Annotated in this window: 14 protein-coding genes and 1 other RNA gene; 13 read left to right on the top strand and 2 right to left on the bottom strand. The window is 59.2% G+C overall.

What is annotated here, in order from left to right; all coding sequences use genetic code 11:
- Positions 1 to 181 precede the first annotated feature (181 nt).
- Positions 182 to 1,546, top strand: coding sequence for an ATP-binding protein (locus AAAX34_RS00845; protein WP_349109696.1), 1,365 nt, complete (start codon positions 182 to 184; stop codon positions 1,544 to 1,546).
- 64 nt (positions 1,547 to 1,610) lie between these two features.
- Here the strand turns inward: AAAX34_RS00845 and AAAX34_RS00840 are convergent, their stop codons facing one another.
- On the bottom strand, positions 1,611 to 2,609 hold the full coding sequence (locus AAAX34_RS00840) for a helix-turn-helix transcriptional regulator (RefSeq protein WP_349109695.1): 999 nt from the start codon (positions 2,607 to 2,609) through the stop codon (positions 1,611 to 1,613).
- A gap of 120 nt (positions 2,610 to 2,729) precedes the next feature.
- Between AAAX34_RS00840 and AAAX34_RS00835 the strand changes: the two genes are divergently transcribed.
- The 6 genes from AAAX34_RS00835 to AAAX34_RS00810 all read left to right on the top strand — a co-directional run bounded on the left by AAAX34_RS00835 (position 2,730) and on the right by AAAX34_RS00810 (position 9,803).
- Positions 2,730 to 4,556, top strand: coding sequence for an ABC transporter ATP-binding protein (locus AAAX34_RS00835; protein ID WP_349109694.1), 1,827 nt, complete (start codon positions 2,730 to 2,732; stop codon positions 4,554 to 4,556).
- Positions 4,557 to 6,314, top strand: coding sequence for an ABC transporter ATP-binding protein (locus tag AAAX34_RS00830; protein WP_349109693.1), 1,758 nt, complete (start codon positions 4,557 to 4,559; stop codon positions 6,312 to 6,314). It abuts the gene before it with no gap.
- A gap of 145 nt (positions 6,315 to 6,459) precedes the next feature.
- Complete coding sequence (locus AAAX34_RS00825; protein WP_055250999.1) at positions 6,460 to 6,705, top strand: DUF6110 family protein; 246 nt, start codon at positions 6,460 to 6,462, stop codon at positions 6,703 to 6,705.
- A 78-nt stretch (positions 6,706 to 6,783) separates the two neighbouring features.
- Entirely contained in the window at positions 6,784 to 8,799 is a 2,016-nt protein-coding gene (locus tag AAAX34_RS00820; RefSeq protein WP_349109692.1) for a heavy metal translocating P-type ATPase, read from the top strand.
- A 138-nt stretch (positions 8,800 to 8,937) separates the two neighbouring features.
- A complete protein-coding gene (locus AAAX34_RS00815; protein WP_349109691.1) occupies positions 8,938 to 9,291 on the top strand; it encodes a hypothetical protein in 354 nt (117 codons plus the stop codon).
- Complete coding sequence (locus AAAX34_RS00810; RefSeq protein ID WP_349109690.1) at positions 9,288 to 9,803, top strand: PIN domain-containing protein; 516 nt, start codon at positions 9,288 to 9,290, stop codon at positions 9,801 to 9,803. The genes AAAX34_RS00815 and AAAX34_RS00810 overlap by 4 nt, the downstream gene beginning before the upstream one ends.
- 58 nt (positions 9,804 to 9,861) lie before the next feature.
- On the opposite strand, the gene AAAX34_RS00805 is transcribed toward AAAX34_RS00810, so the two are convergent.
- Positions 9,862 to 10,296, bottom strand: a complete 435-nt coding sequence (locus tag AAAX34_RS00805; RefSeq protein ID WP_349109689.1) for a hypothetical protein — start codon at positions 10,294 to 10,296, stop codon at positions 9,862 to 9,864.
- A 239-nt stretch (positions 10,297 to 10,535) separates the two neighbouring features.
- Here AAAX34_RS00805 and ssrA point away from each other — a divergent pair.
- The 6 genes from ssrA to AAAX34_RS00775 all read left to right on the top strand — a co-directional run bounded on the left by ssrA (position 10,536) and on the right by AAAX34_RS00775 (position 15,398).
- Positions 10,536 to 10,899: a transfer-messenger RNA gene (ssrA, locus tag AAAX34_RS00800) on the top strand.
- Between the two features lie 554 nt (positions 10,900 to 11,453).
- Positions 11,454 to 12,332, top strand: a complete 879-nt coding sequence (locus tag AAAX34_RS00795) for a patatin family protein (protein WP_349109688.1) — start codon at positions 11,454 to 11,456, stop codon at positions 12,330 to 12,332.
- 194 nt (positions 12,333 to 12,526) lie between these two features.
- Positions 12,527 to 12,970, top strand: coding sequence for a 50S ribosomal protein L13 (rplM, locus tag AAAX34_RS00790; RefSeq protein WP_022094635.1), 444 nt, complete (start codon positions 12,527 to 12,529; stop codon positions 12,968 to 12,970).
- Between the two features lie 2 nt (positions 12,971 to 12,972).
- Positions 12,973 to 13,368, top strand: coding sequence for a 30S ribosomal protein S9 (gene rpsI / locus AAAX34_RS00785; protein WP_022094634.1), 396 nt, complete (start codon positions 12,973 to 12,975; stop codon positions 13,366 to 13,368).
- 123 nt (positions 13,369 to 13,491) lie between these two features.
- Positions 13,492 to 14,829 carry a phosphoglucosamine mutase gene (glmM, locus tag AAAX34_RS00780; protein ID WP_006234694.1) on the top strand — a complete coding sequence of 446 codons (1,338 nt, stop codon included), beginning with the start codon at positions 13,492 to 13,494 and terminating at the stop codon, positions 14,827 to 14,829.
- Between the two features lie 101 nt (positions 14,830 to 14,930).
- Positions 14,931 to 15,398 carry a PTS glucose transporter subunit IIA gene (locus AAAX34_RS00775; RefSeq protein WP_306421699.1) on the top strand — a complete coding sequence of 156 codons (468 nt, stop codon included), beginning with the start codon at positions 14,931 to 14,933 and terminating at the stop codon, positions 15,396 to 15,398.
- The last annotated feature ends 245 nt before the right edge of the window (positions 15,399 to 15,643 follow it).

Genomic DNA, 15,643 nt, shown 5'->3' with positions numbered 1-15,643 from the left:
GCGCGTCCATTTTTGTGCGGGTGACAAAGGGACTGCCCCTTTGTCACATTGCAATAAATGTGATGAAAGTGTGGCGAAATGAGCTTAAAACTTCCGTAAATGTGATAAATGTCACGTTTTACCTAAGGTAAAATGTGAGAAATATCACGTTTACGGAAGTTTCTTTGCGGGAGGTTCGGTCATGCAGCGAGATATCATTGCCAAGCTTAACGCTTGGAAAGCGTCAGAATATCGTAAGCCGCTTATCCTTAAGGGGGCGCGCCAGGTTGGAAAGACGTGGGCGCTTAAGGAGTTCGGCCGAACCTCGTACATCAATTATGTGTATCTGACGCTCGAGGAGCCGTCACCTGGGGTACAGAGCGAGTACGCTCAGTTTTTCGAAGGTACGCGCGATCCTCGACGGATCATCTCAAATCTTTCCCTGGCACTTGGACAGCCTATCGATCCCGGCGAAACGCTGCTTATTATTGATGAGATCCAGGATTGTCCTTCTGCAGTCGGCGCCCTTAAATACTTCTGTGACGAGGCCCCCGAGTATCACGTCGCATGCGCAGGGTCTTTGTTGGGCGTTCGCTTGTCCCGTGAGACCAGCGCTTTTCCGGTGGGAAAGGTCGAGTTCATGGAGATGCGCCCCATGAGCTTTTCCGAGTTTCTGAAAGCCGAGGGCGCTGCAAACTACGACGAATACCTTGGCGGCCTGGATCAGATCGAGACAGTGCCCGATTTCTTCCATGTCCGTCTCGTCGAGCATCTTCGTCGTTATTTTGCATGCGGCGGCATGCCAGAGGCTCTTGGCCGGTGGGTGGAGACGGGCGATATCGTTCAGGTCGATAAGGTGTTGTCTGATCTCTTGGATTCCTACGAGCGCGATTTTGCCAAGCATGGTGGCCGTGCGCAGTTCGCCAAGCTTTCACAAATATGGAACTCGATTCCAGCTCAGTTGGCGCGCGAGAACAAAAAGTTCGTTTGGGGTGCGGTGCGCGAGGGGGCTCGTGCTCGAGAATACGAGGATGCTCTGGAATGGCTTGCCGATGCTGGGCTCATCACGGCGGTTCGCCTTAATGCTGCCGGTGGTGTGCCGCTCTCTGCATACGATGACCTCAAGGCATTTAAAGTCTACTGTCTTGATGTCGGCTTGCTGCGCCGCATGGCAAGGCTGGATGCGTCCGCTTTTGCCATCTCGGATGCGCTATTTTCGGAGTTCAAAGGTTCGTTCGCCGAGAACTATGTGCTTCAGGCATTACTTTCACAGTTAGATGCTGCTCCGCGTTATTGGACAAACGAGAAGCCGAAGCACGAAGTCGATTTTTTGATTCAAGTCGGAAACGAAATCGTTCCCGTCGAGGTCAAATCGGGAGAGGTCGTTCATTCCAAGAGCCTTAAGTACTATGCCGACAAGCATGCGGAGACGACTCCATTGAGGGTCCGCTACTCACTTAAGAACCTAAAGCTCGACGACGGGGTGCTCAACATTCCGTTGTATTTGGCTGATCGATCTGTCCCTCTTATCAAAAAGGCGCTTGATTGTGCACATCTTGACGTTTAGATCCTGGGTGAGCTGACGGGCGGCGGCTAATTAATCGCTCCGTTACGGCCAGGGAGCTTGGGCCTTAGCGATGCTTGCTTCGCCAAGCCGTGGGTGTCATGCCGGTGTATTGTTTGAAGGCTTGGGCGAAGGCGGCCTGCTGAGGGTAGTCGAGCCGCTCTGCCACCTGCGCTATCGTGAGCGCGCTATCGGCCAGAAGGTCCTGTGCTCGCTCCATGCGGCGTCTGCGAATGTAGGCGCCCAGGGACTCGCCAGTTTGGGCCTTAAAGGTGGCGCAGAGTTTGGAGCGACTTGTGTAGAGCCGCTCGGCGATCTCGTTGATACCCACACGTCTGCCTTTGTCGAGCGCGCGCTCAATCATTGCCGTTGCTTCTTCGGCAATGGTTATGCTGACGCGTGTGTCTGCCGCCTGCCGCGCCTGCTTGTGGGCCGCGCGCGAACAGGCGAGCTCCGCGACCATGGTTTCCACGATGCCCTGCATATAAACGTGTCCGCCTACGGTGCGCGCGCGGTCCTCGTTAATCCGGCGCAGCGTGTGGCAGATAGCAGACGTCGCTTCCTCGTGCCATGGCTCGGCAAACGCCTCAAAGATTCCCGCGAACTCGGTGGGATAGCGGTGCTCCAGTTCGTCAAAATATCCAGGCAAAAAGAGTACCGAGCGCGAGTGATAAAGCTCCCCCGCAAACAGCGGGCTTAATTCCTCGCCACAGCTATCTTGGATAAAGCTGCAAACGGCATTGTTTGGCCACGGTCCATGCAATGGTTTAAGGTTCGCGGGCGTTATGCCAGCCTCGGGCATGCATGTAAGTGTGGGCGCGCTGACCTCGCTCACGCAGGCGTATGGCTCGGGTGTGTATTCGGCCAAGTACATATCGTGCGTCGGGGTGATGAAATGCTCCATGACAATGCAGGCAGGGGAGAGAGGCATGATCCATGCGCGGCCGTGCGCCCGGTCGTTTGCCACCTCGCCGGTAAAGACGGCGCCCTTGCCGGTAAGCTCCAGGCCAAACTGCTCAAACTGCGGTGCGTAGAGCTCGGTTATGTCGGTCGCTGCCCGCCGCATTTGCAAAAGCGTCCCTTTCCTTTGCAGAAACGTCCACGCCTGGCTTGATTGTGAGCCATGGCTAACACATCAATGATAAGTTGATTGAGGTTAACTCTCAAGCCGTTAGAAAGGAATCTCATGGCAAAGGGATCAGAAAGGGAAGGCGGCGGTATCGGCGAGCTGCTTGCATATGCCGGCGACCGTAAATTCCTAACGTATTTGGGCATGGCGCTCTCGGCGCTCTCGCAGCTGCTGAGCTTTGGCCCGTACGTGTGCATTTGGCTTGTCGCGCGAGACCTTATCGCTGTGGTGCCTAACTGGAGCGAAGCCACCGATATCGCGATGTATGGCTGGTGGGCCGTGGGTTTTGCCCTGGCAAGCATCGTAGTTTATTTCGTTGGGCTCATGTGCACGCACCTGTCTGCGTTTCGCTGCGCGTCCAATATCCGCAAGACTACGAGCGAGCACCTGCTTAAGCTGCCGCTTGGCTACTTTGACACGCACGCCACCGGTGAGCTGCGCCGTATTGTAGACGGATGCGCCGCCTCCACCGAGACCCTGCTCGCACACATGCTGCCCGATATCGCGGGCGCCGCCGCCATGGTCGCAGGTCTGCTCGTGCTGCTTTTCGCCTTGGATTGGCGCTTGGGCGCGGCATGCCTCATCACGGTGGCCATTTCGTTTGGCGCCATGGCCACCATGATGGGCGGCAAAGGCGCCGAGTTCATGAAGGCCTACATGGGAGCGCTGGTCAAGATGAACAAGACCGGCACCGAATACGTACGCGGCATCCCCGTGGTCAAGGTGTTTCAGCAGACGGTCTACTCCTTTAAGGCCTTCCACGATGCGATCGCCGAATACGCCGACACGGCACAAAACTATGCGGGCACGTTCTGCCGAGGTCCGCAGGTACTCAACCTTACCGCGCTCAATGGTCTTGTGGCATTCCTGTTACCCGTGGCGTTGCTGTTGGCGCCGGGCGAGACGGACTTCGCGCATTTTATGGCCAACTTCACGTTTTACGCGATATTTTCGGCCGTGGTGCCGACGGCCATGACCAAACTCATGTTTGTGGGCGAGGCCTCTCAGATGAGCGCCGATTCGCTGGCTCGTATTCGAAGCGTCATGGATTCCAAGCAGCTCTCCGTGCCCGCCCAACCCAAGCACCCTGCCGGCGGCGACGTGCGATTTGAGGACGTGAGCTTTACGTACGAGGGTGCCGAAGCGCCTGCCGTTAGCCATGCGAGTTTTAGCGTTTCCGCTGGTAGCACCCTCGCCCTGGTGGGTCCTTCGGGTGGCGGCAAGTCAACCTGCGCAAGCCTGATCCCGCGTTTTTGGGATGTTTCCTCGGGTCGAGTGCTCGTAGGCGGTGTGGACGTTCGCGATATGGATCCGCATGATCTTATGGACCAGGTGGCCTTTGTGTTTCAGACTAACCAGCTGTTCCGGCAAACACTTGCCGATAACGTGCGCGCCTCCAAGCCTACGGCCACTGACGACGAGGTGCGTGCGGCCCTCTCCGCAGCTCAGTGCGATGACATTGTGGCCAAGCTCCCACAGGGCATCAATACCATGCTCGGTGCCGGCGGAGCATATCTTTCGGGAGGCGAGGTCCAGCGCGTGGCACTCGCCCGCGCGATCCTTAAAGACGCGCCCATCGTGGTGCTCGACGAGGCCACGGCGTTTGCCGATCCCGAGAACGAGGCGCTCATCCAGCGCGCCTTTAGCAAGCTGGCGGCGGGTCGCACGGTCATTATGATTGCGCACCGACTCTCGACTGTAGTGGGCGCAGACCAAATCGTGGTGCTCAACCAGGGCAGCGTGCAGGAGTCGGGTACCCATGCCGAGTTACTGTCCCAAGAGGGTCTGTATGCCAAGATGTGGGCCGAATACGAACAGGCCGCGAGCTGGAAAATCACTGCAGCGACCGCGGATGCCGCCGTCACGAAGGGAGGCGAGGCCTAAATGTTCGCCTCATTCCAAAAGAAGTATTTCCTATCCGATAAAGGCGTCGCCGGCGTAAAACGCGGCATTTTCTGGACCACGCTCACCAATCTCATTACCATGGCCGGCATGGGCTTTTTATTCCTGGTTATGGCCGGCTTTGTCGAGCATCTCACCAGCGGGGCTGACCTGCCGGATGCCCTGCCGATCGTGGGCGGCCTCCTGGTCTTTTTCGTGTTGCTCTTTGCCTCTAACTGGCAGCAGTATTACTACACCTACTGCATCTTTTACGAGGAGTGCGGCAAGCAGCGTATGGAGATTGCCGAGCGCTTGCGCAAGCTGCCGCTGTCGTTTTTTGGTCGTCGTGATCTGGCCGATTTAACCGAGACCATCATGGGTGACGTCCAGGCCATGGAGCACGCCTACAGCCACGTGCTGGGAGAGCTTTGGGGTGCCATCATCGCAAGCGCCATTGTGTTCGTGGCGTCGCTGTTCTTTTGCTGGCAGCTGGCGATTGCGGCGTTTTGGAGCGTTCCCGTGGCCTTTGCCGTGCTGTATCTAACACGCGGCCCCATGACTCCAGTGTTCGATCGCGTGCGTGCCGAGAAGGTCAAGGTTACCGAGGCGATTCAGGAGACGCTCGACTGCGTTCGCGAGATCCGCGCCACCAACCAGGAGGCCCATTATCTTGAGGGTCTCAACGGCGTGATCGATGCCGAGGAGCGCGAGACCACCAAGGGCGAGCTCGCTAACGGGCTTTTGGTCAACTCCGCCTTTGTCATCTTGCGTCTGGGCATTGCCACCACGTTGGTCACGGGCGCCGCGATGGTCGCCTCCGGGCAGGTCGACTTTTTGGTGATGTTTGCCTTCCTGCTTATGGTGAGCCGTATCTATGCACCCTTTGACCAGGCGTTAATGTTAATGTCCGAGCTGTTTGCCGCCGAGTCGTCTGCCAAACGCATGCGTTCTATCATGGAAGAGCCTGTGGCGCGGGGCAGCGAGAAATTTGAGCCCGTGGGCCACGATGTGGTGTTCGATCACGTGGCATTTGGCTATGGTGCGGGCGAGGACGGCCGTGCCGGCGAGAAAGTTTTTACCGATGTGAGCTTTACCGCCAAGGAAGGCGAAGTTACGGCGCTGGTCGGTCCTTCGGGTTCCGGTAAGTCTACGGTGAGCCGCCTGGCCGCGCGCTTTTGGGATGCCACCGAAGGCACGGTCACCGTGGGTGGCGTGGATGTTGCGGGCGTTGATCCCGAGGTGCTGCTGCGCGACTACGCCATTGTGTTCCAAGACGTGCTGCTCTTTGACGACACGGTGATGGGAAACATCCGCCTCGGGCGTCGTGATGCCACCGATGAGGAAGTGCTTGCGGCCGCGCGTGCCGCCAACTGCGACGAGTTCGTGAACCGCATGCCGCAGGGCTACGACACCATGATTGGCGAGAACGGCTCCAAGCTGTCCGGCGGTGAGCGCCAGCGCATCTCTATCGCCCGTGCGCTGCTCAAAGACGCGCCTATCGTGCTGTTGGACGAGGCGACGGCGAGCTTGGATGTGGAGAACGAGACCGTGGTGCAACAGGCACTTTCCCGTCTGCTTGCAGGCAAGACGGTTATCGTTATTGCCCACCGTATGCGTACGGTGGAAAATGCCGACAAAATCGTTGTACTCAAGGATGGTGTGGTTGCCGAGCAGGGTTCTCCGGCGCAGCTCAAGGCGGCAGGTGGAGAATTCGCACGCATGGTTGCGCTGCAAAAGGAAGCGGCTGCTTGGCAGCTGTAGGAAAGGGGGCCAAGATTTCCAAAGGTTAACTTTGGTTGACCATAATAGTTCGACTAAACTAGTCTCAAAAGCGTGCTCGAGCAAACTAATGAACTCGGGTGCTAAGGCACCATGCCGCGCTTGTGCGGCAAAAGGGAGAAGCAACATGAAGAAGTCGACTTTTAACACCCTGCTTGTCGGTGGCGGTTTTCTGCTTGGTACGGCCGGCATCAAGCTGCTCACCAGCGCTCCGGTAAAGAACGCCTGTGTGCAGGGTATCGCGTGCGGCATGCGCATCAAGAACGGCTACCAGGACATGGTCGAGCAGGCCAAGGCCAATGTCGATGACATGGTTGCCGAGGCTGCCTACATCACCCAGAGCGAGGCCGCTGCTGACGAGGCAGCCGAGTAGTACTCCCAGGCACAAACAATGAGATTCTCGATTATCAGCGAGATCCCCGGCAGGACCCGTCTTCAGTTGGCGGGTCCTGTGCCAGAGAGCGATCTCGATGCGCTTCTTAAGCTCAGCGGCGACATCGACGGCGTGCACAAGGTGCGCGTCTACGGCCGTATTGGCCAGATGGCGCTCGAATATGATGAGCAGTGTCGTGCGGGCGTGCTCGACGCCTTGGGTGCGCTCGATGCCCAGGCCATTGCCGACGCAAAGACGGGTTACGTGATGCAGCTTGAGCCACGCAAGCACAAGCTCGTCATGGATCTTGCCACACTTATCGGCGCCCACTACGCGCGCCGCTGGTTCTTGCCGACGCCTCTGCGTGCGGTGTTTGTCGTGGCCGGTTACATGGCATTTTTGCGTGCCGCCCTTCATGAGCTGGCTCAGCCGCGCCTGACCGTTCCCGTGCTCGACGCTTCGGCCATCGGCATCTCGTTCGTCAAGCGTGATGTTGACACCGCGGGCCAGACGATGTTCCTGCTCAACGTGGGCGAGCTGCTCGAGGACTACACCCGCGCCATGAGCGAAAACGAGCTTATCAACTCGCTGCTCGATGTGCCCGACAAGGCGCAAAAGGTCGTCGGCGACACCGAGGTGAGCGTTGCTGCGACCGAGCTCGAGCCCGGCGATCTGGTCGCCGTACGCACCGGCATGTCCATCTGCATTGACGGTGTGGTCGAACAGGGGAGCGCCATGGTCAACCAGGCGACCCTGACCGGCGAGCCGCTTGCCGTCGAGCGCAGCGCAGGCGACGACGTGTTCGCCGGAACTGTCGTGGAAGACGGCAGCATCTTGGTGCGCGTGCGCGCCAACACGGCGCAGACCAAGCTGCGCTCGATCGTCTCGCTCGTGCAGACCGCCGACTCACTCAAGTCCGAGGGCCAATCGCATATGGAGGACCTTGCCAACAAGATCGTCCCGTGGAACTTCCTGCTCGCGGGTCTGGTTGCGCTTACCACCCGCAGCCTCATCAAGACCTCGGCGGCGCTGATGGTCGACTACTCGTGCGCACTCAAGCTCACGGGTTCCGTCGCCGTCATGACTGCCATGAGCGATGCTGCCAAGATGGGCGTCATGGTCAAGGGCGCCAAGTACTTTGAGTCGTTTGCCAAGGCCGACACCATTGTGTTTGATAAGACTGGCACGCTCACCGAGGCCCAGCCGCGTCTTGCCTGCGTACTCACCACCGATGGCTGGAGCGAGGACGAGATCCTGCGCCTTTCCGCTTGCTTGGAGGAGCATTTCCCGCATCCGGTGGCGCGTGCCGTGGTCAACGCTGCTCACGAGCGCGGGCTCGAGCACCGCGAGCGCCATGCTGCCGTCGAGTACATCGTGGCACACGGCATCGCTTCGTCCATCGAAGGACGTCGCGCGATTATCGGCTCGGCACACTTTGTGTTTGAGGATGAGGGCGCGCAGCTCGAGTCCGACATAAAGGAGCGCATCGAGTCCCAGATGCAGGGCCTGTCGCCGCTGTATCTGGCGGTCGACGGCACCGTTGTGGGCGTGCTCGGTATCGAGGACCCGCTTAAGCCCGGGGTCCGCGAGGCCATCGCCGACTTGCACGCGTTGGGCGTTAAGCACGTGGTCATGCTCACGGGCGACTCGGAGCGCACGGCCGAGCGCATTGCTCGCGAGGCAGGTGTCGACGAGTTTAAGGCCGAGCTGCTGCCCGAGGGCAAGTACGCGTATGTGGAGCGCATTAAGGGCGAGGGGCGCCACGTTGCCATGGTGGGCGACGGCGTCAACGACTCACCGGCGCTGGGTCTGGCCGATGTGGGTCTGGCCATGGGCGGTGGAAGCGACATCGCCAAGGAGGTCGCCGATATCATCCTGACCGATACAGATCTGGCCGCAATCGTGCGCCTGCGCCGCATGAGTCAGGGGCTTATCGACCGTCTGTCGAGTTCGTATTCCAAGGTGATGCTCACCAACTCGGCGCTGTTGGCATTGGGTATTACCGGCATGATCACTCCGCAGACGTCGTCACTGCTGCACAACGGCTCAACGATCGCCTACAGCCTGGGCAACGCAAAGGCGTACCTGCGCTAGCGCTTTTACTTAAGTTTTTGGCCTGCATTTGGGCGGTGTTGCAGCCGCCAGAATGCAGGCCTTTTGCGTTTGACCATGTGCTAGCAGAAATATATAGTTGTGCTAGCTTAGATAGCAAAAGTCGAAGGTGAGGTTGAGATGGGTGCTGTTAGCGGCATGGCGCAGGTGAACGTTCGCGTGGATCGCCAGGTCAAGAACCGTGCCGAGGAGGCACTGCGGCTTTCGGGCGGGTCACTGCCCGAGCTCATCAAAAAGGTGGTGGCCAAGGTCGCGCAGGGTGGCGGGCAGTGTGAGGAAGTGCTTGCGGCCGTCGACGACCGGCAGCAGGCCGTCGCGCCCGATACTCCGTTCGTCGCGTCGTGGGCAGCGGCAGACCGGCTTTATGCAGACTTGGGCATCGCTGCGTCGCCCGTATCCGACGATCGCGGTTGGGACACAATCTATTCCGAAGCCATGGATGAGCATTATCGCCAAAAGGGGATGATCCAGTGAGTGGGGCTCCCCTCAAAATAATGGTGGACGCCAACGTATGGGTTGATTCGTTTTGCGTCGACCATGTCGAGTCGCTTGCCGCGCGTGCGTTTATTGGGCGGGCGACGGAGACGGGGGCGTTGCTGTTCTTCCCAGTGCATATCGCCAAGGACGTGCTGTACGTTGTCCAACACGAGCTGAAGCGTAGCGTTCTTGCCAGCGGGGGAGCACTCGACGAGGCTTCTGCTCGTGCAATTGGCGATGCGGCGTTGGCGTTTGTTCGGAATATGACCGAAAACGCCACGGCCGTGGGCGCAGATGCGTCGGACCTTTGGCTGGCCGACAAATACTTAGCGCTCCATCGCGATTACGAGGACAACTTGGTGCTTGCCGCGTGCAAGCGCGCACAGGTCGATTACTTGGTGACCAACGATCGCAAGCTGCTTGAACATGCCGATCTTGCAGCAAAGACCCCGCGCCAAATGATGCCGATTCTTGCTTTGGCCGAACGCGGCGGCGCGGCTATCGGTTGACACGAACTGTTTGCGGGCCTCTTGGACGACGATGCGCCAAGGGGCCCGCGTCTGCTATTTACAAAAGCTCGGCCTTAATGGCGGGACTTTCTGCGAGCTGTTCGGCTGCCTTTTCGTCGGAGCTGTCGAGCGCTGCCAGGCTGCGGTAGACCCACTCGTTGACCTGGGTGTTCTTGACGCCTGCGGTCTGCATAAGGGCGCCTACCTCGCGGATTGCTGCGAGCAGATCGGCCTTGGGACCCGCGAGCTCGACCTCGATGTCGTGGTAGGCGGCCACGCCGCGGTTCTCACTCACGTGGTCGATAAAGCCCTCGACGGTCTCAAGCTGCTGGGCGAGAGCTGCATCATCGTCAGCGTCCAGCGCAACAAGGGCGTTCGAAACCGTGAGGGCAGGATGTCCGCAGGGGACAAAGCCTTCGATGACATCCATAGCTTCGGTAATGGTTGAGCCCAGGCCTGCGAGGGCATTGATGAGTTGCTGCTTGGTATCCATAACGGTCCTTTCGACGGGTCAATTGTGTTTGGCGAAAATATACGTGACGCGATCGGTAGCAAAAGTGCGAAGTGCGGCGCACATTGGGGTCTTCACAGCTCGTGCATAGAACAGCTGTCCGCTTTCAGAACGTGGTAAGATAACACTCCACAAGCGGGGCTCGCCCCGCATGTTCCTTGAAAAGTCGACGGTTATCGGGTGCTTGCAGGCCCAATGCCATCCAGACTTTCCCGACATTCGGGGGCGACTGGTTTCGACACGATAGCTCTGAGAGAGGAAGCAAGCCGAGGTCTCCTCGCCTCGTTAAACAGGGGTACCGTCAAATTGAATTGACAACAACTCTTCTTTTGAGCCTATGGCTCTCGCTGCTTAATTTATAGCGGCGCGTCAACCCGGTGATTTCCCCGACACCGGCGCGACGTCATTTTAGGGGAATGCTCCTGCGCACGTAATCGGTATGGCGCAGGCTAAGACCGAACCGGTTAGGACACCGCGAGCGTGTCGCTGCGCGCAAAGCGTCCGAGACTAAACCAGCGACTGAGCTTGGAGATGCCAATCAGGGGGCTTTCGTGGACCGGAGTTCGATTCTCCGCGCCTCCACCATAAGTAACAGGCAGGTAGATATTCGTATCTACCTGCCTTTTTATTTCTAGTCCGTACCGCGGAGAATCGAACTCTGTGCAGGGCGCGGGCGTAAAGAAAACGCGTAAGCGTTTTTAGCCCGCGGGCGAGGACGCCGGCAGGCGGCCGAAGCCGGTGCGGATTTGCGAAGCAAATACGCAGATTCTCCGCGCAAAGCTTCAACCCTATATAGATGCGATGTTATCGAATCTCAGCCTGCCATGCGCCACATCAACGGAACCCCAAACCCGCGGAGAATCGAACTCTGTGCAGGGCGCGGGCGTAAAGAAAACGCCTCAGTGACGCAGAGTGGGGCGTGCTTTCCCAATGGCAGCCCAGGCGGAAAGCACGTCCCGGAATCCGCGCTCAGACTGGGACGTAGTTTCCGGATGACACATCAAGCGGAAAGTTCATCCCGGAATCTCGCCTCAAACTGGGACACACTTTCCGCTTCACCTGCCGCCTCGAAAAACCCGTGCGCTCGCCATCCCAAAACTGGGTAGAAGAAAGCCAAAACGCAATCGCAGGAGGTCAATATGACTGCAGAAGATAAGGCAAAGAACGCCGGCAAGGTCGCGCTCGTCCTGGAGGGTGGCAGTTTTCGCGGGCAGTTTACCGCGGGCGTGCTCGACGTTCTCATGGAGGCTGGCGTCGAGATTCCGGCTGTCTACGGTGTATCGGCCGGTGCCCTCAACGGCGTGAACTACAAGTCGCATCAGATCGGCCGTGCCAACCGCATCAACCTGGCTTTCTGCAACGACAGCCGCTTCATGGGCGCTGCATCGTTTGCGTCCACGGGTTCCATCGTGGGTTACGACTTTATCTTCAATGATGTCCAGGACCGCCTGGATCCCTTTGACAACGAGACGTTCGATGCGAGCTCCATCGAGATGTACGCCGTCGCGACGGACATGCTCTTTGGAACCGCCACGTACCTGCCGGTCAAAAGCGCCGTGCTCGACCTCGACGCCGTGCGCGCCTCGACCTCGCTGCCGTTGGTGACGCCGCCGGTCGAGATTGACGGGCACAAATACGTCGACGGCGGCGTGGCCGATTCGGTTCCTATCGAGCATGTGCTCGAGGAGGCGGGCTTTGACCGTGCGGTCGTCATCGTCACGCAGGACCGTTCGTATGAGAAAAAGCCCTACGAGTTTATGCCGGCCGCGCGCGCCCGCTATGCAGACTACCCCTATTTGCTCGAGGCTATCGAGACACGCCACGACCGCTACAACATCCAGCGCATGCACCTGTGGAAGTATGAGCGCGAGGGCCGTGCGTTGGTCGTCGCTCCGCAAAAGCCGGTCGAGGTCGGCCATGTCGAGCACGATTCGGTAAAGCTTTTGGACCTGTATATCCAGGGCCGTCAGGAGGCAAAGCGCCTGCTCGCGGAAATCCAAGAGTTCGTTGAGCGCTAACGACGGCGAACCCTCAAAAAATGACAACAGCTAAAGAGCTGGAAAAATCACAGCTCGTGGATGACATGTGCAGAAACTCTGGTCGGAGCCAAAATACCTGTTGACTCGTACGGCGAGCGGGGTAATATGGACGGGTTACTTGCAGAGCCCCGTGAATCTCTGTAACAACACGTACTGTACATGGAGGAGTCTAAGTGATTTCGAAATCGACTCACTACGCCAAGCAGGGCGAGGTCCAGCGCAACTGGGTTCTCGTCGACGCCGATGGTGCTGTCCTGGGCCGTCTTGCCACCCAGATCGCAATGATCCTGCGCGGTAAGAACAAGCCCCAGTTCACGCCCAACAGCGACTGCGGCGACTTCGTTGTCGTCATCAACGCCGATAAGGTCCAGCTTACCGGCAACAAGGCCGACACGAAGACCTATTATCGCCACAGCGGCTACAACGGCGGCCTCAAGGCTGAGAGCTTCCGCCAGGCTATGGAGAAGCACCCGGAGAAGGTCATCGAGCGCGCCGTTCGCGGTATGCTGCCCAAGACCACCCTCGGCCGTGCCCAGATGACCAAGCTTAAGGTCTACGCTGGTGCCGAGCATCCGCATGCTGCCCAGAACCCCACGAAGATTGAGCTGGAGGCTTAAAGATGGCTGAGAACACCGTTGTCTACCAGGGTACCGGCCGTCGTAAGAACGCCGTCGCCCGCGTCCGTCTCGTCCCCGGCACCGGCAAGGTGACCATCAACAAGCGTGACGCCGAGCAGTATTTCGGCCGTCATCAGCTCGTTGAGAACGCCCTTGCTCCCTTCAAGGTGACCGACACCGCCGGTCAGTTCGACGTTATCGCTCTGTGCGATGGCGGCGGCATCTCCGGTCAGTCCGGCGCTCTGCGCCTGGGCATCGCTCGCGCTCTTCTGAACGCTGGCGACTACCGTGCTGACCTCAAGAAGGCCGGTTTCCTTACGCGCGATGCTCGCGTGGTCGAGCGCAAGAAGTACGGCCTCAAGAAGGCCCGCCGCGCTCCCCAGTTCTCCAAGCGCTAAGGTTTTATCTCCTTTCGAGATACAATGTACAAGCGGGGCCTGCCGATTCCTCGGCGGGTCCCGCTTTTCTTTTTCGACTAGGGTGGGCGGTTGCATATCGCCTGCTAGGGAAGGAGCGATCCTATGCCCCAGAACATCTTCGGTACCGACGGCGTCCGTGGCGTCGCCAATGCCGACCTCTCGTGTGACCTCGCGTTTCGCCTGGGCCGCGCGGCGACCAAGTTTCTTGGTCCGGACATCTGCATCGGCCGTGACACGCGCCTTTCGGGCACCATGCTCGAGAGTGCTCTGACCGCCGGCATTATGGCCGAGGGCGGCCGTCCGCACTGCTGCGGCGTCATCCCCACGCCTGCCGTGGCACTGCTCACCGTTCAGAACGAGCTCGACGGCGGCATCGTCATCTCTGCTTCGCATAATCCGCCGGAGTTCAACGGCATCAAGTTCTTTAGCCGCAAGGGCATGAAGCTTCCCGATGCTGTCGAGGAAGAGATCAGCGCCTGGGTCATGTCCGAGGAAGCCATGGCTGCCGACACGCTGCCGACTGGCGCCGGCGTGGGCCACATCATCAAGATGAAGGACGCCCGCAAGGCATACGTCGACCACGCCATCGATACGCTTGATGGCCTGAGGCTCGATGGCCTGGTCGTTGCCGTCGACTGCGGTCACGGTGCTTCCTGCCAGACCACGCCCGCCGCGCTGCAGCGCCTGGGTGCCACGGTCCATGCCATCAACACCGATTATTGCGGCACGGACATTAACGTTGAGTGCGGCTCCACTCACCTTGAGCCCCTGCGCGAGCTCGTGCTGCGCACCCATGCTGACATCGGTCTGGCCCACGACGGCGACGCCGACCGCGTACTGTTCGTGGACAGCGAGGGCAATGAGATCGATGGTGACTACATCTTGGCTATCTGCGGTTCTGACCTTGCCGCTCGCGGCAAGCTCGCCAACTCCGAGATCGTCTCGACCGTCATGTGCAACCTGGGCTTCTCCATCGCTATGAAGGAGCAGGGCTTCGAGATGGTTCAGACCGCCGTGGGCGACCGCTACGTTCTGGAGCGCATGCTCGCGGACGGCGCCGTCATCGGCGGTGAACAGTCCGGCCACATCATCTTCCTGGAGCACAATACCACCGGTGACGGCCTGGTGACGGCTCTGCAGCTGCTGGCCGTGCTCAAGCGCACCGGCCGCACCCTCACCGACCTTGCTGGCATCATGAAGAAGTACCCGCAGGTACTCGTCAACGTGCATTCCGACAACAAGGCCGGTCTGGACGATTGCCAGCCCATTTGGGACGCCGTCGCTGCTGCCGAGAAGGAGCTTGACGGCCGTGGCCGCATTCTGGTGCGCCCGAGCGGTACCGAGCCGCTGGTCCGCGTGATGGCCGAGGCCGAGACGCACGAGCTGACCCAGCGCGTTGTCGACGACATCGTCGAGGTTGTCAAGCGCGAACTTCCCTAATGGTCAAAAACCGTTGCCAAGTGGTAAACTGTCAAGGTTATTTTGATTGATTGGTATGTCCGAGGGGGAGCATGTTCACTAAAGTCCTAAGGTCTTTTGGTATGCGTGGTCGAGTCCTTACGCTGGATGCTCCCATCTCGGGCGACGTCATTCCGCTTTCCGAGGTAAACGACCAGACGTTTGCCACCGGCCTTTTGGGCCAGGGCGTTGCCATTCAGCCCACCGGAACGCGTGTGATTGCACCGGCTGATGCCAAGGTCGAGGCCATTTTTCCCACGGGACACGCCGTAGCGCTTAACACGGTCGATGGCTTGGACGTGCTTATCCATGTTGGTTTGGACACCGTTCAGCTCGAGGGCAAGCACTTTACCGTGCATGCGCAAGTGGGTGACATCGTCCATAAGGGCGATGTACTCATTGAGTTCGATCGCGAGGCAATTGCTGCCGAGGGCTACGATGTGACGGTCCCCATCTTGGTGTGCAACTCCGTTGAGTTCTCGAGCATCAAGGGCTCCGTTGGCGTGCATGTCGAAGAGATGGACCAGCTCATCGTTGCTCGCGAGCGCTAGCAAGTGCACGTGGCCATTAGCCTACAATTCAAACACGTTTACGGAGGGCGCCCTTGAAAGAGGACGCCCTCCGTGGCAAGATGGGAAACGTCCGAGGCTAAACAGCTTCGGGTCACCGTGGACGGGCAGGGGCCTCGACGCGGCTAGACACGAGACACATACATTACGCGACCTCGCCCTGGTGGCCGCACACGTTGGTTGCGGCCGACGCGGGCCGCGGGCAAGTGCTTGTAAGGGAGCCTTGC

The sequence above is a fragment of the Collinsella sp. CLA-ER-H4 genome (genome assembly GCF_040092395.1).
GTDB lineage: Bacteria > Actinomycetota > Coriobacteriia > Coriobacteriales > Coriobacteriaceae > Collinsella.
The sequence above is the reverse complement of the archived record's forward strand: the minus strand, read 5'-3'. Positions and strand labels throughout refer to the sequence as shown.

What these genes read in the sequence shown, in the direction of transcription:
- AAAX34_RS00830 (WP_349109693.1), top strand. Translation starts at nt 4,557, where the DNA reads ATGTTCGCCTCATTCCAAAAGAAGTATTTCCTATCCGATAAAGGCGTC.
- AAAX34_RS00845 (WP_349109696.1), top strand. Translation starts at nt 182, where the DNA reads ATGCAGCGAGATATCATTGCCAAGCTTAACGCTTGGAAAGCGTCAGAA.
- AAAX34_RS00775 (WP_306421699.1), top strand. Translation starts at nt 14,931, where the DNA reads ATGCGTGGTCGAGTCCTTACGCTGGATGCTCCCATCTCGGGCGACGTC.
- AAAX34_RS00805 (WP_349109689.1), bottom strand. Translation starts at nt 10,296, where the DNA reads ATGGATACCAAGCAGCAACTCATCAATGCCCTCGCAGGCCTGGGCTCA.
- AAAX34_RS00815 (WP_349109691.1), top strand. Translation starts at nt 8,938, where the DNA reads ATGGGTGCTGTTAGCGGCATGGCGCAGGTGAACGTTCGCGTGGATCGC.
- AAAX34_RS00835 (WP_349109694.1), top strand. Translation starts at nt 2,730, where the DNA reads ATGGCAAAGGGATCAGAAAGGGAAGGCGGCGGTATCGGCGAGCTGCTT.
- glmM (WP_006234694.1), top strand. Translation starts at nt 13,492, where the DNA reads ATGCCCCAGAACATCTTCGGTACCGACGGCGTCCGTGGCGTCGCCAAT.
- AAAX34_RS00840 (WP_349109695.1), bottom strand. Translation starts at nt 2,609, where the DNA reads ATGCGGCGGGCAGCGACCGACATAACCGAGCTCTACGCACCGCAGTTT.
- rpsI (WP_022094634.1), top strand. Translation starts at nt 12,973, where the DNA reads ATGGCTGAGAACACCGTTGTCTACCAGGGTACCGGCCGTCGTAAGAAC.
- AAAX34_RS00795 (WP_349109688.1), top strand. Translation starts at nt 11,454, where the DNA reads ATGACTGCAGAAGATAAGGCAAAGAACGCCGGCAAGGTCGCGCTCGTC.
- AAAX34_RS00825 (WP_055250999.1), top strand. Translation starts at nt 6,460, where the DNA reads ATGAAGAAGTCGACTTTTAACACCCTGCTTGTCGGTGGCGGTTTTCTG.